This window comes from Pelistega indica, from assembly GCF_000506865.1.
GTDB classification, from domain to species: Bacteria; Pseudomonadota; Gammaproteobacteria; order Burkholderiales; family Burkholderiaceae_B; genus Taylorella; species Taylorella indica.
The window spans coordinates 1-24,133 of sequence record NZ_AYSV01000102.1 but is presented as its reverse complement, the minus strand read 5'-3'; the positions used below and the strand labels follow the sequence as shown (position 1 = coordinate 24,133).

15 protein-coding genes and 3 pseudogenes are annotated in these 24,133 nt (G+C 40.3%); 12 read left to right on the top strand and 6 right to left on the bottom strand.

Annotated features, from left to right (window positions below):
* Positions 1-611: 611 nt before the first annotated feature.
* Together V757_RS0114800 and V757_RS29675 are read right to left on the bottom strand one after the other, a co-directional pair.
* Positions 612-950 carry a hypothetical protein gene (locus tag V757_RS0114800; protein ID WP_023952228.1) on the bottom strand — a complete coding sequence of 113 codons (339 nt, stop codon included), beginning with the start codon at positions 948-950 and terminating at the stop codon, positions 612-614.
* Positions 951-953: 3 nt separating this feature from the next.
* The gene (locus tag V757_RS29675) at positions 954-1,082 is read right to left on the bottom strand and encodes a hypothetical protein (protein ID WP_023952226.1); all 129 of its coding nucleotides are present in this window, start codon (positions 1,080-1,082) and stop codon (positions 954-956) included.
* Between the two features lie 361 nt (positions 1,083-1,443).
* Here V757_RS29675 and dinB point away from each other — a divergent pair, with 361 nt between their 5' ends.
* The gene (dinB, locus tag V757_RS24635; protein ID WP_023952224.1) at positions 1,444-2,502 is read left to right on the top strand and encodes a DNA polymerase IV; all 1,059 of its coding nucleotides are present in this window, start codon (positions 1,444-1,446) and stop codon (positions 2,500-2,502) included.
* 172 nt (positions 2,503-2,674) lie between these two features.
* On the opposite strand, the gene V757_RS24630 is transcribed toward dinB, so the two are convergent.
* On the bottom strand, positions 2,675-3,124 hold the full coding sequence (locus tag V757_RS24630; protein ID WP_023952222.1) for a GatB/YqeY domain-containing protein: 450 nt from the start codon (positions 3,122-3,124) through the stop codon (positions 2,675-2,677).
* Positions 3,125-3,259: 135 nt separating this feature from the next.
* Between V757_RS24630 and V757_RS27650 the strand changes: the two genes are divergently transcribed.
* Complete coding sequence (locus V757_RS27650) at positions 3,260-3,976, top strand: dienelactone hydrolase family protein (RefSeq protein ID WP_023952220.1); 717 nt, start codon at positions 3,260-3,262, stop codon at positions 3,974-3,976.
* Positions 3,977-4,100: 124 nt separating this feature from the next.
* Here V757_RS27650 and V757_RS24625 read toward each other — a convergent pair whose 3' ends face one another.
* The gene (locus V757_RS24625) at positions 4,101-4,940 is read right to left on the bottom strand and encodes a serine hydrolase (RefSeq protein ID WP_023952218.1); all 840 of its coding nucleotides are present in this window, start codon (positions 4,938-4,940) and stop codon (positions 4,101-4,103) included.
* Positions 4,941-5,380: 440 nt separating this feature from the next.
* Between V757_RS24625 and purL the strand changes: the two genes are divergently transcribed.
* The 7 genes and pseudogenes from purL (at position 5,381) to V757_RS0114775 (ending at position 14,941) form a co-directional block, all read left to right on the top strand.
* The gene (purL, locus tag V757_RS24620) at positions 5,381-9,427 is read left to right on the top strand and encodes a phosphoribosylformylglycinamidine synthase (RefSeq protein WP_023952217.1); all 4,047 of its coding nucleotides are present in this window, start codon (positions 5,381-5,383) and stop codon (positions 9,425-9,427) included.
* A 158-nt stretch (positions 9,428-9,585) separates the two neighbouring features.
* Positions 9,586-11,049, top strand: a complete 1,464-nt coding sequence (gene guaB / locus V757_RS24615; RefSeq protein WP_023952215.1) for an IMP dehydrogenase — start codon at positions 9,586-9,588, stop codon at positions 11,047-11,049.
* Positions 11,050-11,127: 78 nt separating this feature from the next.
* Positions 11,128-12,688: pseudogene (gene guaA / locus V757_RS24610) on the top strand (glutamine-hydrolyzing GMP synthase).
* A 499-nt stretch (positions 12,689-13,187) separates the two neighbouring features.
* Positions 13,188-13,469: an SEL1-like repeat protein gene (locus V757_RS27645; protein ID WP_052019393.1), complete on the top strand. Its 282-nt coding sequence runs from the start codon at positions 13,188-13,190 to the stop codon at positions 13,467-13,469.
* A gap of 25 nt (positions 13,470-13,494) precedes the next feature.
* On the top strand, positions 13,495-14,157 hold the full coding sequence (locus V757_RS24605) for a tetratricopeptide repeat protein (RefSeq protein ID WP_052019390.1): 663 nt from the start codon (positions 13,495-13,497) through the stop codon (positions 14,155-14,157).
* 257 nt (positions 14,158-14,414) lie between these two features.
* Positions 14,415-14,687: a type II toxin-antitoxin system RelB/DinJ family antitoxin gene (locus V757_RS0114780; RefSeq protein WP_031274764.1), complete on the top strand. Its 273-nt coding sequence runs from the start codon at positions 14,415-14,417 to the stop codon at positions 14,685-14,687.
* A complete protein-coding gene (locus V757_RS0114775) occupies positions 14,684-14,941 on the top strand; it encodes a type II toxin-antitoxin system YafQ family toxin (protein WP_031274763.1) in 258 nt (85 codons plus the stop codon). The genes V757_RS0114780 and V757_RS0114775 overlap by 4 nt, the downstream gene beginning before the upstream one ends.
* A gap of 230 nt (positions 14,942-15,171) precedes the next feature.
* On the opposite strand, the gene V757_RS24600 is transcribed toward V757_RS0114775, so the two are convergent.
* Positions 15,172-16,461: an NCS2 family permease gene (locus V757_RS24600; protein WP_023952209.1), complete on the bottom strand. Its 1,290-nt coding sequence runs from the start codon at positions 16,459-16,461 to the stop codon at positions 15,172-15,174.
* 677 nt (positions 16,462-17,138) lie between these two features.
* Between V757_RS24600 and tsaD the strand changes: the two are divergent.
* The 3 genes and pseudogenes from tsaD to V757_RS27640 all read left to right on the top strand — a co-directional run bounded on the left by tsaD (position 17,139) and on the right by V757_RS27640 (position 23,774).
* Positions 17,139-18,162: pseudogene (gene tsaD / locus V757_RS24595) on the top strand (tRNA (adenosine(37)-N6)-threonylcarbamoyltransferase complex transferase subunit TsaD).
* 225 nt (positions 18,163-18,387) lie between these two features.
* Positions 18,388-22,941: pseudogene (locus tag V757_RS24590) on the top strand (ESPR-type extended signal peptide-containing protein); the annotation flags it as partial.
* Between the two features lie 461 nt (positions 22,942-23,402).
* Positions 23,403-23,774 carry a YadA-like family protein gene (locus V757_RS27640; protein WP_052019386.1) on the top strand — a complete coding sequence of 124 codons (372 nt, stop codon included), beginning with the start codon at positions 23,403-23,405 and terminating at the stop codon, positions 23,772-23,774.
* A gap of 237 nt (positions 23,775-24,011) precedes the next feature.
* Here V757_RS27640 and V757_RS28120 read toward each other — a convergent pair.
* A partial coding sequence (locus tag V757_RS28120) for an IS66 family transposase (protein WP_023952207.1) occupies positions 24,012-24,133 on the bottom strand: 122 nt, incomplete at its 5' end.

Below are 24,133 nucleotides of genomic sequence, written 5' to 3'. Positions count from 1 at the left end.
CATAACTCTTGAACTAGGGTGCCTGCCTCGGCTTGTTTAAGAATGTTSAGTMAKTTGGCTTTCGGCTAGTACGTTTACTCATGGTAAAACTCCTTTGAAATAAGTTTACGGTAACGTTCAAAAAAAGTTCTACTTTCTTGTTGTCTTAATTTAGGGGATGGTTACAATATTATTTTAGGTCTAACTATTTTTAATATTAACGTTTAGAGAGCCTAATTTAGACTGACAAAAAATCGTGTTTTTAATAAATGAATATAATTACGCTATTCACGCCAAGAGATAAATAATTGATTTTTGGCTTAAATAGAGAAGATACGTATTCTGAGTAGAGAAAAGTTCTCAAATTAAATGCTTATGAAATTAAAAATAAAGCCGTGAGAGTCATGAACATTCAATTAGTTTAACTATAAATAGTTTAAAAGAGAACAATAAAAATCTCTTTAATATTTTCTTTTTACTTACATAACCATCAACATTGTGAGGTTGGGAATTTATCTGGTAAATTAAAATATCAAAGGGGTATTATGTACTAGAGAGTATCTATTAACGCTGAGTTAGTATAAGGAAAATAACAACGTAGGTCTAACGGCCTAAGACAAGACAATAGCAGCTCAAGATAAGATATGGCTAGCATTGATAAAGGTTAAACCATCCACAATATTATCTTCATCCTCACAGAAAAACACCACCGTATCACCGTCATCCATATTGGCAAGAATAGACTCCATTTCATCAGCAACATCAATCTGTGCATTCAGTTCACCAACGTGTACATTATGACCTGTTTGAAAGCGTTCTTCAGGAATAATGTGGGGGAGGGCATCGAAATCTGTTTCAGATAGGTAAAAACAAACAAACAGGGTTAAATTATTAACCTCTGTTTTGATTTCTAAGCCACCCTCAAATTGGCGATTTATCTCCGAATGGAGGAAATAATCACTGCTACTCATAACCTAAGATTTCTTTTGTAATAAATCAGTTGGAGGAGGGATATCTGCTGGTGGAGGTGGACGATCATCTTTTTTACCTGCACAAGCGACAAGCAATAGGCTACATAGGAGAATAGGGATAAATTTTTTCATTATGATCTTCTGTAAAAATACAAAGGTTGTTTTAAATCGTTATAAACAGTATTTCAATCATACTACTAAAAAGCAGCTAAGAGTAATAGTTAAGCCGTTAATACAGCAAGTAGTTAAGCAGTTAAACTGTTAAGTAGTTCAATCGTTAAACGATTAAGAAGCTAAGTGTCTAGGATCATTAAACAGTTAAATAGGAACAAAACTAAAAGAAACAAAACTAAAAACGGCTGTTTAAATTTCAATGGTGATGATTTGAGCTGAATAGCTTCTATTCAAGTAAAATAAGAGGTGTTATTTTTGACTAGCAGACTAGCCGTTATGCTGTCAGTTTATACCTATAATATTTGTACGCTTCAGCCGAATGAGAAAAATTATTCATATCGATATGGATGCTTTTTATGCATCAGTTGAGTTAAGAGAGAATCCTCATCTAAAAGGCTTGCCTGTTGTGGTAGCGTGGGACGGACCACGTTCAGTCATCTGTGCCGCCTCATACGAAGCAAGAAAATTTGGCTTGCGTTCAGCCATGTCGGTAAGTCGAGCTAAGAAACTATGTCCTCAAGCTATTTATATTCCTCCCCATTTTGAGCTATATCGCCAAGTATCTAGACAGATTCGTCAGATTTTTGAGCAATATACTCACTTAATAGAACCTCTTTCTTTAGACGAAGCTTATTTAGATGTGACGCATAATTTAAGAGGTATAGCCTCTGCAACGGAAACAGCTAATTTGATTCGTAAAGAGATTTTTCAACAAACACAATTGACAGCTTCTGCAGGCGTTGCGCCGAATAAGTTTATTGCTAAAATTGCTTCGGATTGGAATAAACCAAATGGTATTTGTGTAGTGTCCCCTCAAAAATTGATGGCATTTTTATTACCACTTCCTTTAGAAAAAATACCCGGCGTTGGAAAAGTGACGTTGTCAAAGTTTCATCAGCTAAATATGTTCACTGTGGAAGATATGTCTAAGAGAAGTTTAGAGGAACTGACTTTTCATTTTGGTAAATATGGGCTACGGTTGTACGAATTAGCTAGGGGAATTGATGAGCGTCCAGTACAGGAAAGGCAATTAGCTAAACAAATTTCTGTTGAAACAACATTTGATACTGATATTCCGATTATGCAAATGAGCGATGTATTAACCCGTTTGAGTGATAAATTATGGCAACAATTGCTCAGGAAAAATCGTTTTGCTCGTAGCGTTACAGTAAAGTTTAAAACACAACAATTTAAGGTGATCACACGTAGCAAGACATATGACGTGCCGTTTCAATCAGAAGAGGATATGCTAAATGCAGCAAGGCAGTTATTACTATCCACTCAACAAGAAATGCCAAATAAGTTATTTCGCTTATTTGGCATTGGTGTGGGCACTTTTATGGATGAGGAGCAATCAGCACAGATCTCATTGCTTTAATCGTTAAACGACAAATTTTAATGCTAAAGACTTAACTCTTTTCAATCTTAATAATTAGTTGCTAATGAGAAAGTTTAATCATTAAAATTTTAACCCTTAACAATCCATAGTTTATTCGCTTGTGAAGCGTATGTGTAAACGTTAATCCTACTTATATCTATAGCTTAAAGCATTATAGAGCAGCTTTGAGTAATTGAGATACTTTACCCATATCTGCACGACCAGCTAATTTAGGTTTAAGAATAGCCATCGCTTTACCCATAGCAGGTGCACCAGTTACTCCTTGAGCTGCTACTTCAGCAAGAGCCGCTTTAATTTCTGTCATTAGCTCTTCATCAGATGCTTGTTCAGGTAAAAATTCAGATAAGACAGCTAATTCCGCTTTTTCAGCTTCTGCTGTTTCTGTACGACCTGCGGCTTCAAACGCTGAAATAGACTCTTTGCGTTGCTTAATTTGTTTTTCAATAATAGCTAAAACATCGCCGTCAGATAGTTCGACTCTTTCATCCACTTCTTTTTGTTTGATAGCGGCTTGTAAAAAACGGAGCGTTGCTAGACGTGCTGTTTGTTTAGCTTTCATCGCTTCTTTTACTTGCTGGGTAATCGTTTCTTTTAATGACATGATGAATCTCTTTAGATGAATAGGTATAAAAAATGAATAAGTGTAAAATACAAAGATACAAGATAATCTATGGTGTTATTTTAGCAGAGTTAAAAAGCACACAAGCAATATAATAATGAGATGAAAAGGTTTTTTATGTCACTTTTTACCATTGAACAAGCATTACAACCCCAAGGTGGGCAGGTATCACAGCTATTTATGATATTCACAGATGCACATGAACGTCATGATAAACAAGCGGGCTATCAAGAAGTCATTCAAGCTATTGCCAAGACATTTCCTAGCGCAGCAATTGTCTTAGCAAGTCCTGGGGAAAAATTAACTCATTACGAATCATTAGTTGAACATCATAGTTTGAGTGATGAGCAAATTAAGTCTTTTGTTCAACAACATCAGCAGGATTTACAAGGGCTTATTAAAACCTTTCAATCTCATTTACAGATTGATTCTGCGGCAACGGCTGTGATTGGTATAGGACAAATTGGTAGTTTAGTCTTAGAATTAACCAAGCTTGCAGAGCCTTTGGCGGGTAGGGTGATTACGTTTGGTAGTCGTTATGCCGAGTTACCAACAGAAAAATTGTCATTGGATCAAACGATTCATTTATTACATGCAGGACAAGATAAATTGATTCCTTTTGCACATGCTGTTAGTGCACAGCAAACAATTGCTGCCCTTGAAGGAGATGCAACGATTGATGTTGCCCATCAGATAGAACATTCATTTTCTACGCTATTAATTGAGCAAATGATGCAACGCTTGTTGTCGTGTGTGCCATTGCGTTATTGGAAAGAAGCTCAAGAAAGTGCCTTAAGTCCTGACCCAGCTTCTAAACAGGATAGCATTCATTAGGACATTCAAGCATAAAATATAAGGCACTAAAAAAGCATAAAGACTAAGAATCTGACCTTTCTTAGTCGCTATGCTTGGAAATACTATATACCTATATACAGGTGATTTGTTAAGTTATGCCGTATTAATAAAGTGACGGATAATCGTTTTGCACGATATGACGTACACGGATAGCATCGGTAAAGCGAGTAACCGTTTTCTCACCATTGAGAAGAACAATTGCCATATCTTTACCATTAACTTTTGAAATCATCACTAAGCAGTTGCCTGCTTCACGAATATAACCTGTTTTAGAAATACCAATTTTCCAGTCGTTATTACGGATTAAACGGTTGGTATTATGGTATTTTTGAGCACGACCACTTGCTGTCGTGATAGTGTAGTCATCACTAGTGGTAAATTGGTGAATAATAGGTTCTTTATAAGTAGCTTGCAATAAACGTACCAAATCTTGAGGTGATGCTACGTTTTGGGGAGATAAACCAGTTGGCTCAACAAAACGGCTACGTGTCATACCAATCGTGCGTGCCATAGCATTCATTTCTTTCACAAAATTTGCTTCGCCACCGGGGTAAGTGCGTGCTAAAGCATGTGCGGCACGGTTTTCAGATGACATCAAGGCTAATAATAATGCTTCACGACGAGTTAGGGTAGTTCCTACAGATAGACGAGAAGCAGATTTTTTGACATAGTCCACATCATCATTAGTGATCGTAATTAGCTCATCTAAATTAACTTTTGAGCGAGCGATAACTAATGCTGTCATTAATTTAGAGATGGAAGCGATTGGGCGCACCGTATTCATATTTTTTGAATACTCAATATGATTGTCATTTAATGACATCACCAAAGCGACTTCGGAGTTAATAACACCACCACCTTGAGCCATACCTATTACTTTGGCAGACGTTAAATCATTGGCGGCATTTATATTATCTTCTTGAGCAAATGTAGCTTGCCCCAAGAAAAGAGTGCACAAAGCACCATAGCAAAATTGCTTAGATAGTTTCAGTAGCATAGATATAATTTATTATAGGTTTAGGGTATGGCTATTATAGCGTTTAATTTAAAAAAAATATATAGCAAAATTAACTATTTAGGGGTTTTTCCTAAAAAAAATTTTAAGTTGAGGTAAATCTCAATTATTAACCGTGAGAAAAAGTCCAATAAAAATAACAAGATGCTAAAAACCAATAGGTATCATGTTTTTAAACTTTTTTACAATTTTTTCGATTATTACTTTTTCATAGGAAAAAATGATCATCAATATTTTGTTTTATTCTCTTAACTGAATAGATAACAGAAAAAAATAGCAAAAAACAGTAAAATAGAGGCTTAATTTGGCGAGATAACTAATTCCTAGCTCGTTTTTATTTTATCTTCTTTTTTAAGCGAAACTACAAAGTGACGACTTATCAATTTATCCCCGGCTCTATTGCGCTGACCTCATTCAAAGCTGAAAAATTAATTGAAGACCTCAAGAAAACTCAGATTCCTGTACAACAAATTTCTGCTCGCTATGAGCACTATGTATTTGTGGAGGGTGAGTTATCTACTCAAGAACAGACACAATTAGAGAATTTACTGAATTATGGCAAGACCTCAGTAGAGGATGACAATAAAATCAATGATAGATTTCTGGTGCTAAGAGTGATTCCTCGTGTAGGTACTGTATCACCTTGGGCAAGTAAGGCAACGGATATTGCACATAATTGTGGATTGAGCAATATTAAACGCATTGAGCGTGGTATTGCTTATACGATTGTGCCAGAGTCAGGCTGGTTAGGAAGTAAAAAATTCTCTGATGAACATATCCAACAAATTGCTGATGTGATTCATGATTGTATGACAGAGTCAGTTGTTAATAGTGACTTTGATGCATCGACCCTAATGACGGAATTAGAGGGTAAGCCTTTGCAACAGGTTGATGTGTTGAGCGAAGGTAAGCAAGCGTTAGAAGTAGCAAATAAAACGCTAGGTTTGGCTTTATCAGATGATGAAGTGGACTATTTACACAACGCATTTAGTGAGTTGGGGCGTAATCCTACAGATGTCGAGTTAATGATGTTTGCGCAGGCAAATAGTGAACATTGCCGCCATAAAATTTTTAATGCCACATGGACAATTGATGGACAAGCTCAAGAAAAAACATTGTTTGGCATGATTCGTGATACGCATAATGCTCAGCCACAAGGTACGGTAGTTGCTTATTCTGATAATGCGGCAATTATGCAGGGGCGAGAGGTTAATCGTTTTTACCCAATTGAGTCTGCTGGTTCATCAGCTCGTTATGGTATGCACCAACGTTTGACTCATACATTGATGAAAGTGGAAACACACAACCATCCAACAGCGATAGCTCCTTTCCCCGGTGCTTCTACTGGTGCTGGCGGAGAGATACGCGATGAAGGGGCGACAGGACGAGGCTCTAAGCCTAAAGCAGGCTTAACAGGCTTTACGGTGTCTAATCTTCATCTAAATGAGGCGACAGAGAAATGGGAGAGCGATTCTCATGGCATGCCTAGCCGTATTTCAAGTCCAGTGGATATTATGATTCAAGGACCTATCGGTGGTGCTGCCTTTAATAATGAGTTTGGACGCCCAAACTTATTGGGTTATTTCCGTGTTTTTGAACAGACAGTAGCGGGTCAGAAATGGGGCTATCATAAGCCAATCATGATTGCGGGTGGTCTAGGTAGTATTGATGATAAATTAACCCATAAAGATGAAATACCTGCAGGGGCTTTACTTATCCAGTTAGGTGGTCCGGGTATGCGTATTGGTATGGGTGGTGGTGCCGCTTCTAGTATGAGTGTGGGTAGCAACACGGAGAGTTTGGACTTTGATTCTGTACAACGTGGTAATCCAGAACTAGAACGACGTGCACAAGAAGTGATTGATGCATGCTGGCAATTAGTGGATAAAAATCCTATCGTGGCTATCCATGATGTGGGTGCTGGTGGTCTGTCTAATGCTTTCCCTGAATTGGTGAATGATGCTGGACGTGGTGCTATTTTTGACTTAAAACGTGTTCATCTAGAAGAATCCGGAATGTCTGCGGCAGAAATTTGGAGTAATGAGTCACAAGAGCGTTATGTATTATCTATCCTGCCTGAGAATTTAGACTTATTCGATAAGATATGTGCACGTGAGCGTTGCCCTTATGCTGTTGTGGGGATCGCGACTGAAGAGCGTGTATTACGTGTGGTAAATGGTGAAGGCTTGCCTGGTGAAGTAGGTGAAACGAGTACCCAATCGGCAACAGTCGTTCGTCCTGTTGATGTGCCTATTGATGTGATTTTAGGTAAACCTCCACGCATGCATCGTGATGTTCAGCGTGAACAATTGACTAGTGCACCTGTGGATGTGGTTGGGCTAGATTTTGATGAAATTGGTCGTCAGGTAATGCGTCATCCAACAGTGGCAAATAAAACTTTCCTAATTACTATTGGTGACCGTAGTGTAGGTGGGTTAAATGCACGTGATCAGATGGTGGGTCCTTGGCAAGTACCTGTAGCAGATTGTGCGGTTACGTTAGATTCTTATGAGGGATATACCGGTCAAGCGATGGCAATGGGTGAAAGAAGTCCATTGGCTATTATCAATGCGCCTGCATCTGGTCGTATGGCAATTGCAGAGTCTATGACTAATCTAGTAGCGGCTGATGTTGAGAAGATTGAAGATATTAAATTGTCAGCCAACTGGATGGCGGCTACTGGTGTCAAAGGTCAAGATGCTGCCTTATATGATACAGTGACCGCGGTGAGTAAGTTCTGTCAGGAAGTAGGTTTGTCAATTCCTGTGGGTAAAGACTCACTCTCTATGCGTACATCATGGCAACAGAATGATGAAAAACAAGAGGTGATCTCACCGGTTTCTCTGATTGTGACGGCTTTTGCTAATGTGAGTGATGCGCGTAAGACATTAACGCCTCAATTGAGAACAGATTGTGGTGATACAGCCTTAATCTTCATTGATTTGGGGCAGGGTAAAAATCGTCTAGGAGGCTCAGTCCTATCGCATGTTACTAATCAATTTGGGCATGAAGTACCCGATATTGAGGATGCAGAATTATTACGTAAATTCTTTGTCGCTATTCGCGCCTTAGCACAAGACGGTGCAATTTTAGCGTATCACGATCGTTCGGATGGTGGTTTATTTGCGACGGTGGCAGAGATGGCATTTGCTGGGCATGTGGGTGTTTCGGTAAACGTGGATATGCTTACGTTTGATGCCAATAGTGCCGATTGGGGGGATTACAAAATTAGACCTGAGCAAGTCTCTGTACAGCGTGATGAAAGCACCTTTAAAGCATTATTTAATGAAGAGTTAGGAGCTGTTATCCAAGTTAGAAGTAGCGATCGTGATGCTATTTTACAAGTCTTGCGTGAAGCAGGCTTATCATTATGCACATATGTAATTGGTAGCTTAAATAACAAAGATAAAATTGAATTTTATCGTGATGGTCGGGTTATTTTTGACTTTAATCGTGCTGATTTAGGTCAGGAATGGAGTAAAGTTAGTTACGAGATCATGAAGCAACGAGATAATCCAAAAACAGCCTTGGCGGAGTTTAATCGTTGGCAAGATACAAGTGACCCAGGGATGTCACCCAAAGTTGCTTTCAATCCTCAAGAAAATATTGCTATGCCGTTTATCAATACGGGAGCAAAACCAGCTGTCGCTATTTTGAGAGAGCAGGGATGTAATAGCCATATCGAAATGGCTTGGGCATTTGATAAAGCAGGGTTTAATGCTTTTGATGTGCATATGACAGACTTGATTAGTGGTAGAACAAAACTGAGTGATTACCAAGGCCTAGTTGCTGTAGGTGGATTTAGTTATGGCGATGTGCTAGGTGCAGGTGAAGGTTGGGCGAGAACCATTCGTTTTAATGCACAATTAGCGGAACAGTTTACAACGTTCTTTAATCGTCCTGATGTCTTTGGTTTAGGTGTGTGTAATGGTTGTCAGATGATGGCAAACTTGGCAGATATAATCCCTGGCGCTAACCATTGGCCAAAATTTACCCAAAATACCTCAGCCAAATATGAGGCACGATTGACTATGGTTGAGATTCCAGAATCACCGTCAATCTTCTTATCTGGTATGGCAGGTACACAAGTACCTATTGCTGTTGCTCATGGCGAAGGGTTTGCTAATTTTGCGGCTCAGGGTGATATTAATGAAGTATATACAGCACTGCGTTATGTCAATAACAATGGCATGATTACAGAGGCATATCCGGCTAACCCAAATGGTAGTATTAATGGTATCGCTGGGGTGACAACAGCCGATGGTCGTTTTACCGTTATGATGCCTCACCCTGAACGTGTGACTCGTAATGTGATGATGTCTTGGAGCCCTGAAAAATGGGGCGAACAGGACTCAGGTGGAGATTATTCACCTTGGATGAGAATGTTTATGAATGCGCGTGTGTTCTTAAAATAATTCTCTTTTTATACAAATGGTAGAGCAGATAGATTCAATATTTATCTGCTCTATAATTAAGTGGTTGTAAAACGCTTACAAATCAACGGTTTATTGATAATTGACTTGAATATTGAATTTGATAGGCGTATAATCGGTTTTTGTGCTTGGAGTATTTCATGCGTCTCATTAAAAAAGCGCTTACCTTTGATGATGTATTATTGGTTCCTGCGTATTCAAATGTGTTGCCTCGCGACACGTCTCTAAAAACTCAACTCACTCGTAACATTTCCCTTAATATTCCTCTTATTTCTGCTGCCATGGATACCGTGACAGAGTCGCGATTAGCTATTGCTATGGCTCAAGAGGGTGGGATTGGTATCATTCACAAAAATATGTCTGCTGACCAACAAGCGTTAGAAGTGTCACGTGTTAAGCGACATGAGTTCGGTGTGGTGATTGATCCTGTGACTGTTTCACCACAAACAACAGTGAGAGAGGCTGTTGCCTTACAAAAAGAGAATGGTATCTCTGGTTTGCCTGTTGTTGAAAACGGTAAAGTAGTCGGTATCGTGACTAACCGTGACTTACGTTTTGAAGATCGTTTGGACGAACGTATTGCTAACGTGATGACACCAAAAGAACGATTAGTTACCATGAATGAGCATGGTACGTTAGAAGAGGCACAAGCCTTAATGCACAAACACCGTTTAGAACGTGTTTTAATTGTAAATGATGCTTTTGAGTTACGTGGTTTAGCGACGGTTAAAGATATTTTTAAAAATACAGAGCATCCTAATGCCAATAAAGACGCCCTAGGTCAATTACGTGTTGGTGCAGCGGTTGGTGTTGGAGAAGGTACCGAAGAACGCGTGAGTAAATTAGTAGCAGCTGGCGTTGATGTGATTATTGTTGATACAGCACATGGACATTCTCAAGGCGTATTAGATCGAGTCCGTTGGGTAAAACAAAACTTCCCTAAAGTAGATGTTATTGGTGGCAATATTGCTACAGGTGAAGCAGCTCTAGCCCTAGTTGAGGCTGGTGCTGACGGGGTCAAAGTAGGGATTGGTCCTGGCTCTATTTGTACTACACGTATTGTTGCAGGTGTAGGTGTTCCTCAAATTACTGCGATTGCCGATGTTGCCAAAGCACTAGAGGGTTCTGGTGTACCGCTAATTGCTGACGGTGGTATTCGTTTCTCAGGGGATGTATCAAAAGCATTAGTGGCTGGTGCGCATGCTTGTATGCTTGGTGGTATGTTTGCAGGTACAGAAGAAGCTCCTGGTGAAGTCATCCTATTCCAAGGTCGTTCGTATAAATCATATCGTGGTATGGGTAGCTTAGGTGCGATGGAAAAAGGATCTGCTGATCGTTATTTCCAAGATAATGAAGCCAATAATGCAGATAAATTAGTACCAGAAGGTATCGAAGGTCGCGTACCTTATAAAGGTAGTGTATTAGCTATTATTTATCAATTAATTGGTGGTGTGCGTGCCTCAATGGGGTATTGTGGTTGTGCTTCCATTGAAGATATGCGTACTAAGCCGCAGTTTGTGGAAATCACAGCGGCTGGTGTGCGTGAGTCTCATGTACACGATGTACAAATCACTAAAGAAGCACCGAACTATCGTGCTGATTAATTAGCCTATTTAGTAATGTTTATCCCCTATTTAAAGAGTTTTCTATAAGTAGGGGATTTCTTATATAAAGACTGAACAATGAATAATATCCACAATCATAAAATCCTTATTTTAGACTTTGGCTCTCAATACACGCAGCTAATTGCACGTCGTGTGCGTGAAATCGGTGTTTATTGCGAACTTTGGGCATGGGATGTCTCAGAACAAGCCATTAAAGAATTTAATCCAACAGGGATAATTTTATCAGGTGGTCCAGAAAGTACCACGGAAGATAATAGTCCAAGAGCACCTGAATATGTATTTAATGCAGGCGTCCCAGTATTAGGCATTTGCTATGGTATGCAAACAATGGCAATGCAACTAGGTGGCTTAACCGAAGGGTCTGAACACAGAGAATTTGGCTATGCCGCTGTGGATATTAAAGTCAAGGATAAATTACTCGGTGATTTAGGTGATGAGCTGCAACGTCTAGATGTGTGGATGAGTCATGGTGATAAAGTTACTAGACTACCAGAGCAATTTCAGGTCACAGCGGTGACATCAACATGTCCAATAGCGGCTATGGCAGATGAAACTCGCCGTTTTTATGGTGTACAGTTCCACCCAGAAGTGACACATACGAAAAAAGGTCTTGAATTATTAAAGAACTTTGTACTTAACATCTGTGCTTGTGAAGCCAATTGGACTGCTGAAAACATTATTGAAGATGCGGTAGCTCGTATCAAAGCACAGGTTGGTGATGATGAAGTGATACTAGGCTTATCGGGTGGTGTGGATTCATCCGTGGCGGCATTATTATTGCACCGTGCTATTGGTAAAAATTTACATTGCGTGTTCGTGGATAATGGTTTATTGCGTTTAAACGAAGCTGATCAAGTGATGCATATGTTTGGCGATAAATTTGGTTTAAATATTACCAAAGTGGATGCAGAAGCTCGTTTTATGGACGCATTAAAAGGCGAATCTGATCCAGAAGCTAAACGTAAAATTATTGGTAAAGTATTTATTGATGTTTTTGTAAGAGCAGTCTAAAAAACTCAGTACAGCAAAATGGCTTGCCCAAGGTACTATTTATCCAGATGTTATTGAATCAGCAGCCAGTAAAACAGGCAAAGCTCATGTCATTAAGTCACATCATAATGTTGGTGGCTTACCTGATTATATGAAGCTAGGTCTTGTAGAGCCATTACGTGAATTATTTAAGGATGAAGTCCGCAAAATTGGTTTAGCACTTGGCTTACCAGCAGAAATGATTAATCGCCACCCATTCCCGGGACCAGGCTTAGGCGTGCGTGTATTAGGCGAAGTGAAAAAAGAATATTGCGATTTATTACGACGTGCCGATGCGATTTTTATCGAAGAGTTGCATAAAGCCGATTGGTATTACAAAGTTAGCCAAGCCTTTACTGTATTCCTACCCGTTAAATCAGTAGGCGTTATGGGTGATGGGCGTAAGTATGATTGGGTGGTGTCTATTCGTGCTGTTGAAACAATTGACTTTATGACAGCGCATTGGGCACACCTACCTTATGAATTACTAGGCAAAATCTCTAATCGTATTATCAACGAAGTGGATGGCATTTCTCGAGTGGTATACGATATTTCAGGTAAGCCTCCAGCTACGATAGAATGGGAATAATTAGGACAAGGAATAGTCCTAGTGGACTATTCCTCGCCTAATTATTCTGAGAGCCTCTGGCTCGAAGTGGGATTCTGAGAGCCTCTGGCTCGAAGTGGGATTCTGAGAGCCTCTGGCTCGAAGTGGGATTCTGAGAGCCTCTAGCTTGTCATAGTACTTCACTTTTTTGACGGTATAATTGACGGTAAAAATAAATTTACCGTCATTTTATTGCTAATTTTACCGTCAATTTCTGACGCTAAAATCAAATCCCTATAGCAAAGATGCTGATTTTGCTTCGTCTCTTGCTTCTTAATCATCCACTGTCCAACAATCATTCGTCACATCTAATCGTTTATTAGTATCTTTAATTCAACCCTCTAAAACTGATTTACGTCTCGTTACTATTTGCTATAGGTTTGACGTAAGTAACATGTAAAAATAATCTTCTATCATTTAAATTCAGTTTAGAGTGTTTAATCATTTTATTGATAAGAGAAATAAAGAATAGGAGATTGTCATGTTAAAAAAATCATTGATTACTACTTTGCTTGGTGGGCTATTATTAAGTTCGCCTTTGTCTTATGCCAACCAAGCAGGAAACGACAATCATGAAACAAAAAGACGAGCGACTATTACTGATTTTCCTCGGGTAAAAGCGTTAGCTGAAAAAGGAAATGCAGGTGCGCAAAATAATTTAGGCTTAATGTATCAAACAGGCGATCAGGTCAAACAAGATGGTAAATTGGCTGTCCAATGGTTAGAAAAAGCAAGCAAAAACCTTACCAGAGGCGAAATATAATTTAGGTCAAACCTATTTAGAGGGCTTGGCTGGTGAAAAAAAAGACTATGAAAAAGCTCGCTCTTGGTTTGAAAAAGCGGCGAATGACGGTTATGCAAGTGCCCAATTCCATCTAGGTCAAATGTATTATTTACCTCAAGGGATACAAAAAGATGATAAACAAGCAATTAAGTGGTTTAGTTTAGCGGCTGAGCAGGGGCATAAAAACGCGCAATTTAATCTAGGGCAATATTATTGGTTCGGTAAGGGCGGGTTGAAAAAAGATCCTCAAAAGGCAAAAGAGTTACTTGAAAAAGCTTCTGCACAGGGACAAATAGAAGCACAGGCATTGCTTGGAATGATTTATTTATCAGGAGAGGGTGTTGAGCAAGATTTTGCTAAAGCCAAGCCTTTGTTGGAGAATGCTTCAAAAGAGGGTAATGCAGACGCATTATTTCATTTGGGTTTGATGTATGGTGATGGCTTGGGTGTAACAAAAGATACTCATAAAGCAATTCAATACTACACAGAAGCAGCAAGCAAAAATTCAAGTCGAGCACAATTTAATTTAGGTGCTATTTATGCCAATGGCACAGATGTTCCACAAGATATTGATAAAGCCAAACGTTATTTTACACAGGCTTGTAATAATGGACAGCAAGAAGGATGTGATGCTATTAAACAAATTGAAAAAGCAATCGCACAATAAGTTAAGTTTGGGGTGATGTAAAATAGATTGTTTGATGTAGATTGTTAACGATGTTGCAATTGGATGCGAGTTACTTTATAGCCTTGTCAGGTAGTGCTGATAATCCCCGTTATGGGATTATTTAAGTCTTAGAGGCGATAGGATTAAAGCTTGTGGCTATTTCAGATAAACCCCCGCATTGGGGATAGAGTTTGTTTAGATTAAATAGTTATATTGTGATACAATGAAATTACAACGTAGTAACAGGAGTATTGCAAATGTCAACTAATTTTAATTTGCGTTTAGATGATCAGTTAAAAAATAAATCGTTTAGTGTGATAGAGAGCTTTGGCTTAACACCTAGTCAGTTTATTCGTCTTGTGCTTAAGCAAGTGGCTGATACAGAGAGTTTGCCTCTATCTTTTGAGAAGAGAAGGGATACGTTAAGTAAAAATGGTGAAAAGCTGTTGCTAGAAGCGATTGAAGACGTTAAGCAAGGGCGAACCACTCGATATGAACGCTTAGAGGACTTTGTTAAAGCAGTGTCATGAGAGCACTACAAACTTCAAAGCATTTTGATAAGGACTTAAAGAAGTTTGGTTTATGTACTGAGCTAGTAGAAATTCTTAGTCACTTATTAAATGGCACTGCTGTGCCTGAAAAATATAAAGATCACCCTCTAAAAGGTCAGTTTAAAGATTTCCGTGACTGCCATGTTAAGCCTGATTTAGTCTTAATTTATAAAGTAGAGGGCGATACAGTAGTGTTGTATCGATTAAATACGCATAGTGAATTGTTTAGCTAAAATAAAACCCACTCGGTGGACTGATACCTGAAATAAATTGCCCCCATAAGTAGGACACTACTTATAGGGGACACAGTTCACGGATGAGTGGGTTAATTCAAATGTAGTTAACGCTTAAACTATTTATTATCTATGATTTAGTTAATTTAACCTTAAACTTAAGCTTACTGCTTTTATAGTGTAAGCTGTAAGATTGATATTTGCTCTTACCTAGCTTACACTTGCACGCCTTAAGCAATCACAAAGCGTAAGATAAATAATAAAGCAATAATCACTGTCGCTGGGTGAATTTCACGGATACGACCAGTAAAGGTTTTTAAAATAACATAGCTGATAAAACCAAAGGCAATACCTTCTGCAATTGAGTATGTAAATGGCATCAAAATAACAGTAATAGCAGATGGAACTACATCTGTCATATCCTGCCAATTGACTTCTGTTAATTCACGTAACATAAGAATAGCGACATACACAAGTGCTGGTGCTGTTGCATAGGCTGGAACAATACCTGCCACTGGTGAGAAGAATAGTGCTAATAAAAAGAGTACACCAACCACAAGAGCCGTTAAGCCTGTACGACCACCAGCTTGCACACCAGCGGTACTTTCAACATAAGCAGTTGTACTACTTGTACCGATAAGAGAGCCAGCCAAAATAGCAATTGAGTCAGCGAATAAAGCTTTGCCTAAGCGATTAGGTTGACCAACAGGCATTAAGTTAGCGCGTTTTGCGACACCAATCATAGTACCAGTAGCATCAAAAATTTCTACTAGTACAAAAACAAGCACAACATTTAATAAGCCTTTTTCCCAGATACCCGCTAAATCAAGTTGTAAGAAAGTAGGGGCAACTGACGGTGGCATAGATAATATGCTATCAGGAGTGGTAGTGTGACCTGTGATAATAGATAAAATGGTAATACTTAAAATACCAATGAGAATCGCGCCTTTAACTCGTAGCACATCAAGTACCACGATAATAAAGAAGCCTAAAATAGCATAAAGTACAGAAGCTGATTTTAAATCGCCATGACTAGTGAGGGTAGCAGGGTTGTCCACTACCACGCCAGATGTTTGTAAACCGATAAAGGCTAAAAATAAACCAATACCTGCTACGATAGATGAGCGTAATGAAGCAGGAATGCCATCAATCAACCATTGACGAATACCAGTTGCCGTTAGAATCAAGAAAATAATACCTGAAATAAATACAGCTGCTAATGCTTGTTGCCATGTATAGCCTAAGGCACCAACTACAACAAAAGCGAAGAAGGCATTTAAGCCCATACCCGGAGCCATACCAATCGGCCAATTCGCCAAAAATGCCATAATAAAAGAACCTACAGCAGCTGCTAAGCAGGTGGCAACAAAAATAGCCCCCGAATCCATACCTGTAGTACCTAAAATTTTAGGATTAACAAAAATAATATAGGCCATTGTCAGGAAAGTTGTTAAACCCGCTAAAATTTCTGTACGGACATTGGTGCCGTGTTCTTTTAGCTTGAATAGCGATTCAAACATGATGGAAAAACTCCAGAAAGTGAGATAGTAAAAAAGAGACGGAAAAGAAATAGTAAAAAAATGTTATTTTACAGCTAAATGACACAAAATGTGTGGTTATTTCGGATAGGTGATGATGAGTTTAGCCTTGATTCTTAGTCTTGATCTTTCTCCTTGATCATTAACGATTGATGTTTTATGTTTAATGTGTATTTAGAAACGTGTATTTAGAAAAGTAGGCTCAATCAAGTATAATGCTTCGTTAGTGGTGTAGCAGTGGAATATAAGTGGGGTATTAGTGGCGTGTAAGTATCGCTGCGACGGTATTGGTATATTCTGTATTGATATATTTATCAATATGCTCAATAGTATTAATATGACTAGCCAACTAGCACGCCAACCACTAAATAGTTAGTGATTTAATAATGAATAGTAACTGATAATATAACCGCACTAGGCATTAGGCGTTAGACATTAGACATTAGACATTAGACATATTAATATTAATTAACTACTTATATTGAAAAACTAGGCACTAGCAAACTAGGAACTAAAACTAGGCACTAGCAAACTAACAAATTAGGCGTTAGTAAACTAGTAAACGAGAAGCTAGCAAACGAGAAAAGAGCAGTTGGCAAACTAGCAAGCTAATACAACAGAAAATATACAACAGAAAAGATCAATCTAGGATTTAGGTAATGAAAATTTTAGGCATAGAAAGTTCATGTGATGAAACAGGTGTTGCAATTGTTGATACTACCAAAGGATTACTGTCTCATGCCTTACATAGTCAAATTGCGATGCATCAAGCTTATGGAGGAGTGGTCCCTGAATTGGCGTCCAGAGACCATATCCGACGTGTCATTCCACTGATTCATTCTGCACTCACTGAGGCAAAGCTTTCGCTCAATGATATTGATGCTGTTGCCTATACCGCTGGTCCTGGATTAGCAGGAGCGCTGTTAGTTGGCTCTTCCGTGGCGCAGGCGTTTGCATGGAGCCATCAGCTACCTGCTATTCCTATCCATCATTTAGAAGGGCATTTATTATCACCTATGTTGGCAGATCCTGTGCCAGAATTTCCTTTTGTCGCCTTATTGGTTTCAGGGGGGCATACCCAAATTATGCTTGTGAAGAAAGTAGGTGATTATGAGTTATTAGGCGAAACCTTGGATGATGCCGCTGGAGAAGCGTTTGACAAAACAGCCAAATTACTGGGTTTACCTTATCCCGGAGGTCCTCACCTAGCAAAATTGGCGCTAAAGGGAGATGCTAGTGTATATGAACTTCCTCGACCCATGAAGCATAGTGCCGATTTGGATTTTAGTTTCAGTGGCTTAAAAACAGCCGTATTGACCACATTACGCAAATTAGAAGCTCAGGGTGAAGTCACAGAGCAAGATAAAGCTAATCTAGCAGCGAGTGTTCAAGAAGCTATTGTGGATGTATTGGGGTTTAAGGCGATCAAAGCGATTAAGCAAACAGGTAGCAAGCGACTAGTTGTTGCTGGGGGAGTAGGGGCTAATTTGCAGTTGCGAGAGTTCCTACAGCAGCAAATACATAAATTAGGTGGTACAGTGTATTTCCCACCCTTACATCTCTGTACGGATAATGGCGCCATGATTGCACATGCTGCCAGTGCTCGAATTAAAGCAGGGTTAGTCAATCTCAGTGAAAAAAAATAACGATACGAGTATCCAACCTCGTTGGGAATTAATTTGACTTGACTCATTTAAATATTAAAAATAGTAAAAAAAAACAAATTAACAAAAATTAACAATTGTTGCAATGGATATTCTGTCAAAAGTAGGAATAATTTTGTTTTATTTGTTAAAATTAACAGCATAAATGCTATAGCGACAAAAGCTGTAGAGTAAAAATTATTTGAAGTTCTATAACAATTCCCGATAGCTTAACAGTTGTTAGAGAGGCAATATGAACAAAATTTATCGCAGTATTTACAATTCTAAAACACACACGTTTGTGGCAGTTTCAGAGCATACGAGTGCACGAGGCAAGAAAATCAGTAGCCAAGGAATAAATGGAGGCGCATCATTGGTTCAATTTGCTTTGACACCAGTAAGGTTTGCATTTACAGCACTGACGTCAACCTTATTATTGATGAGTGGACACGTTCTTGCTGCGACAGGTACAACACCAACAGTGACTACTGGGACACTTAATGTACCAGCAGGAACAGGAAATGTGTGCTATTTTGATGATAAAACAAAATCAGTTATTTGTGGTGATAATACGACTACAACCAGTACAACAGGAACTTTTGCTGTAGCACTAGGTATAGGTGCAAATGCGACGGCAGCTAATGCGGTGGCGATTGGTTATAAATCCGCAGCAAGTAACGACAGTGTGGCTGTAGGTATTGGTGCTCAAGCCATTGGTAATCGTTCAATTGCTATTGGTAAAGGGGCTATCGTAAAAAGTGATGGGGTGACAACACCAGCATGGGGACAGCCGAACGCGACTAATTTTACAACCACAGATTTTGAAGGTACAGATTCTATAGCCATTGGCAATGGAGCAACCGTTGAAGGAGCTAATGGTGCCGTAGTTATTGGGCGTAATGCCAGTGTAGTAAAATTGACTGCGACAGGTAGTATGGGAACAGAAACTAATAACAGTGTAGTCATTGGTAACCTTGCTAAGGTAGGAACTGGCAATGGTGCAACAGGCAACAAAGCCGACACAGAAAGTGTGGGTGGTGCGACAGCTATTGGTCATAACGCACAGACAGCATACGGTGCATCTGTGGCTATTGGTGCTGCACGTGCTAATGCAAAAAATAGTATTGCTATTGGTGCTTGGGGTGGTAACGCGGGTGCTTTTGCGGCTAAAACAGAAGCGGATGGTAGCTTTGCTGTAGGCAATGGAGCAATCGTATCTACAAGCGAGAGTATTGGTGGTCAAGCCATTGGTCGTGGCAGTAAGGTTGTTGGTGCTGGTGGTCAGGCTTATGGTCAGGGTACGCAAACCTATGGCCAAGGTTCTATTGCGATTGGTGGCGGCTATGATCCATCAACTGGTAATAGTGTACCCGGAGGGGCAACTGCTGTTCGTGTAGGCGATAGTGCAACTGCAAAAGCCAATAATGCAATCGCTATTGGTCAACGTGCCCCTGGAACGGCAGCTAATATAGGTGCTGGTGCTGATAACTCAGTATCTATTGGTTATAACTCAAAAGTTGGTGCAAACGCAACTAACTCAACAGCCATTGGTACTCAGAATACTATCAATGCGGCTAAAGCCTTTGTACTTGGTAATAATGTTACTGTTGGTACAGCAGGTGATACAACCACATTAGCAGGTGCAGTGGTATTGGGTGACGGCTCAACTGTGAGCAGTGCCGTTGCGACACCTACATGGTCTTTCAATGGAAAAACTTATAGTTTTGCGGGCGGCGCACCTAAAACAGGCGATGTGGTCAGTATTGGTAGTACTGCTGCACCAAGACAGTTGCAGAATGTTGCAGCAGGGCAGATCTCATCAACAAGTACCGATGCCATCAACGGTAGCCAGTTATATGCTGCGGTAGATGGTCAAAAGAATTATTTCCATACAAGCACAGGGACGACTACGCCAGTAGCCTCAAACTTAGATGCAGTTGGTGGAACAGGTGGTGCTAATGGAAAAAATGCACTAGCAGCGGGTATCAATGTGACTGCTACAGGCGAAAAAGCGATTGTAGTGGGAGCAGATTCACAGGTTACCTCATGGCGCAGTGCGATAGTGGGTTCAAATAATAAGGTAAATAGTGGTACTACTGATGGTACTGGGCACAACAATGTATTTGGTTATGAGAATACGGTGAATGGTTCATATGACACTGTATTAGGTATTTCAAATACAGTGACCGGTGCACGAAATACGGTTATCCTAGGTAATCATGTAGTAGCTACGGCAGATAACAATGTTATTCTGGGTAATGAAAGTAGTGAGAGCTCTGCAACCACGAATGGCACTCCTAGAAAAGTGACTAGTGGGGCTATCAATGGCATTACATACGGTTCTTTTGCGGGTACCGCTAAAGGCATTGTTTCAGTCGGTGCTACTGGTAGCGAACGTCAAATTATCAATGTTGCCCCAGGGGCGGTGACAGCTACATCAACTGATGCTATCAATGGTAGTCAATTGTATGCCGTAGCAGCAAAAACTACTGAAGCATTAAATGCTCAAACAACTTATTTCCACGTGAACGATGGATCTAGCACACAAGGTGCTGGAGACTCTTCGACTAACCTAGGCCTTATTACTGATAAAGCAGGTGCCACAGGCAATCAATCTCTAGCCGCAGGTGTAAATGCCAAAGCTGAAAATCCGCAAGGTATCGCTATTGGTACCGATGCAAGAAGTTATTCTGAAATGTCTCCCGGTAATGGTGTTGGTGTTGCAATTGGTCTTAGATCCGCAGCAAGTAACGACAGTGTGGCTGTAGGTGCAGGTGCTAGTGCTACAGGGGAGGGTACGGATAGTAATTACAAAGGCTATGCAACTGCAGTGGGGCGTCGTTCCGCTGCATCTGGTCGTGGAGCAGCCGCATTTGGTAATGGAGCTACGGCGGTGGGTATTGACTCTTTAGCAATGGGGACAGCAGCAGAAGCGGTAGGACGCCATAGCCAAGCAAGTGGATATTATTCTAAAGCTAGTGGAAATTATAGTATTGCTTCGGGTGACAATGCTAGTGCTAGTGGAAGTTCTAGTATTGCTTCGGGTCGCGAAGCTAGTGCAGTAGGCGTTTCATCCGTTGCATTGGGAGCAAATGCAACAGCACAGAATGAATCTGCTACGGCTGTTGGTGCGTTTTCAAAGGCAGAACAATTTAGTTCAACAGCGGTTGGTAAAGGAGCATGGGCTTTGTCTTATAATTCAACAGCAATAGGTAGCTTTGCTTCTACAGGCTCTGATGCTCAAAGTGCGGTGGCTTTGGGGGATAGTGCTGACGCTGGGGGTTCACAATCTATTGCTATCGGTAAAGACGCACAGGCTCTTGCACAAAATGCGATTTCCATTGGTACTGGTAATATTGTCAAAGGTGAAAACTCAGGTGCTATAGGAGATTCAAGCATTATTGATGCAGCGGATTCGTATTCTGTGGGTAATAACAATACGCTAGCGACAGGGCAAGATAATGTGTTTGCTTTTGGTAATAATATTACGCAAACGGCAAGTAACTCAGTAGCCTTAGGCTCAAATTCTGCGATTACATCAGGAGCAGCGATTGGTACAGCGGTTTTAGACTCAACGGGGACAGCGGGAGCGACGACGACGGCAGGTACGACAGGTAGCGTGACAAATGCGACAGTTAATGGTGTTACCTATGGTAGTTTTGCAGGTGCTACAGCGGTAGGTGCTGTGTCAGTAGGTGCAGCAGGAGCAGAGCGTCGTATTCAAAACGTGGCAGCAGGTGAGATTTCAGCTACATCAACTGATGCTACCAATGGATCGCAACTTTATACGGTTGCAAGCCAAGCCTCAAAACCACTGACTATTACAGGTAATCTTAATAAAGATACTGATGCTGACTTATTGGATAAACAATATGCTGCAGCTGATGGTACGCAACGACAACTCGGTGAAACACTTAATATTATTGGTGCGACTAATGCCGTAGCAACGAGTCGTAATACTGATACAGCAGTAACGGGAGAATATTCTGCGAAGAATATTCAAACCGTGATTAGTAATGGTGAAGTACAAATTCAGATGGCTCAAAATCCAGAATTTAATACAATTAAAATTGGAGATAGTACTAATAACACGACATTGAGTAGTACAGCGAATGGCTTGGATATTGGCGGTGATAAGATTACTAATGTAGCAGCAGGGACAGCTGATACAGATGCAGTGAATGTGAGTCAATTGAAAGCCTCTCAAGCCGCATCAACAAGTAAAGTGGCGGCAGGATCAGGTATTACGGTTGCTACAACAACCAATACAGATGGTTCATCTACTTATACGGTAGCAGCTAAGACAGATGGTAACACTATCAAAGTTGATGATGCTGGCAATATTGCGGCTGTAACGAGTGGTATTACGAGTAGTAGTACAGGCGTTGCTACAGCGACAACCCCAACAGCACTAGCCACCGCTGGCGATGTGGCGACAGCGATTAATAACTCAGGCTTTACTTTGACTGCTTCTGGTGCGAACGGCTCATTGGTTAAACCAGGTTCAACTATTAATATGAAAAATACCGATGGCAATATCGTGATTTCTAAAGAAGCGAGTAATAATGAGGTAGTGTATAACCTATCTAAAAATATTAGTTTAGATAGTGTAACGACTGGTAATACAGTAATGAATACGACTGGTATCACGATTGCCAATGCGGACCCTACAAAAACAGTGAGTTTGACGAGTACTGGTTTAAATAATGGTGGTAACAAAATCACTAATATTGCAGCAGGTACGGCTGACACAGATGCGGTGAATGTGAGCCAATTAAAAGCCTCTCAAGCCGCATCAACAAATAAAGTGGCGGCAGGATCAGGTATTACGGTTGCTACAACAACCAATACAGATGGTTCATCTACTTATACGGTAGCAGCTAAGACAGATGGCAAAACGATCAAAGTTGATGACGCTGGCAATATTGCCGCCGTGACAAGTGGCATCACCAGTAGCACTACAGGTATTGCTACAGCGACAACGCCAACGGCATTAGCTACTGCAGGCGATGTCGCCACAGCGATTAATAACTCAGGCTTTACATTGAGTACGAGTGTGGATGGTGGTCAGAAACTGTCAGGCAATGATGAGCTGATCACATCTGGTAAAAAAGTCACTATTGTGGCTGGTAAGAACTTAACCGTGAAGCAAGAATCTAATGGTAAGGTGACCTTAGCCACAGCGGATGACTTAAGCGTCAATACGGTTTCTGCTAGTCAAGTCAATGTAGCGATACCAGCATCACTAATAGTGGTGTCAGTATTGCCAATGGTCCTAGCATGACGACTACAGGTATTAATGCTGGCGGACAACGTATCACTAATGTTGCTCCTGGCGTTGCGCCAACAGATGCTGTGAACGTTGGACAGCTAAATGCTTCTATGGGTAATATTCATAACAATATTAACCGTGTAGAGCGTAAAGCTAATGCAGGTTCTGCCGCTGCACTGGCAGCAGCTGGTTTACCTCAAGCGTATAGCCCAGGTAAGAGTATGGTGGCATTAGCTGGTAGTACGTTCCAAGGTCAAGCAGGCTATGCACTTGGGGCATCAAAAATTTCTGACAATGGTAAATGGGTCTTAAAAGGATCTGTTGTTGGTTCTAGCCGAGGTCAAGTAGGAGGTGTAGTTGGCGCTGGTTATCAATGGTAATTGATACAAACATTCCTATCGGCTACTAGCTTAAGATAATTATTGATTTCTTAAGCTAGTGCATGCACCAACGATTAAAAACTGACTAGTTAACGTATTAATTAGTCAGTTTTTTTATGCTCGTTAGTCTGAAGTGAAGTAGGTACTCAAAGTATAGTAAGCGTGTAAGCGTCCGGTGAACTCCGATTGACTTCCGTTTTTAAACGTTCAATGCCCCGATTTTGTCGGGGCATTGTGTTAATTCTTGGTGTCGTTTGGCGCTTGCCAACGATGAGGCAGAAGCTCAGTAATGTCCTTCGCTTTCTGTGTCGGCAATCGTTCCAACACATCCTTAAGGTAAGCATAAGGGTCATGGCTGA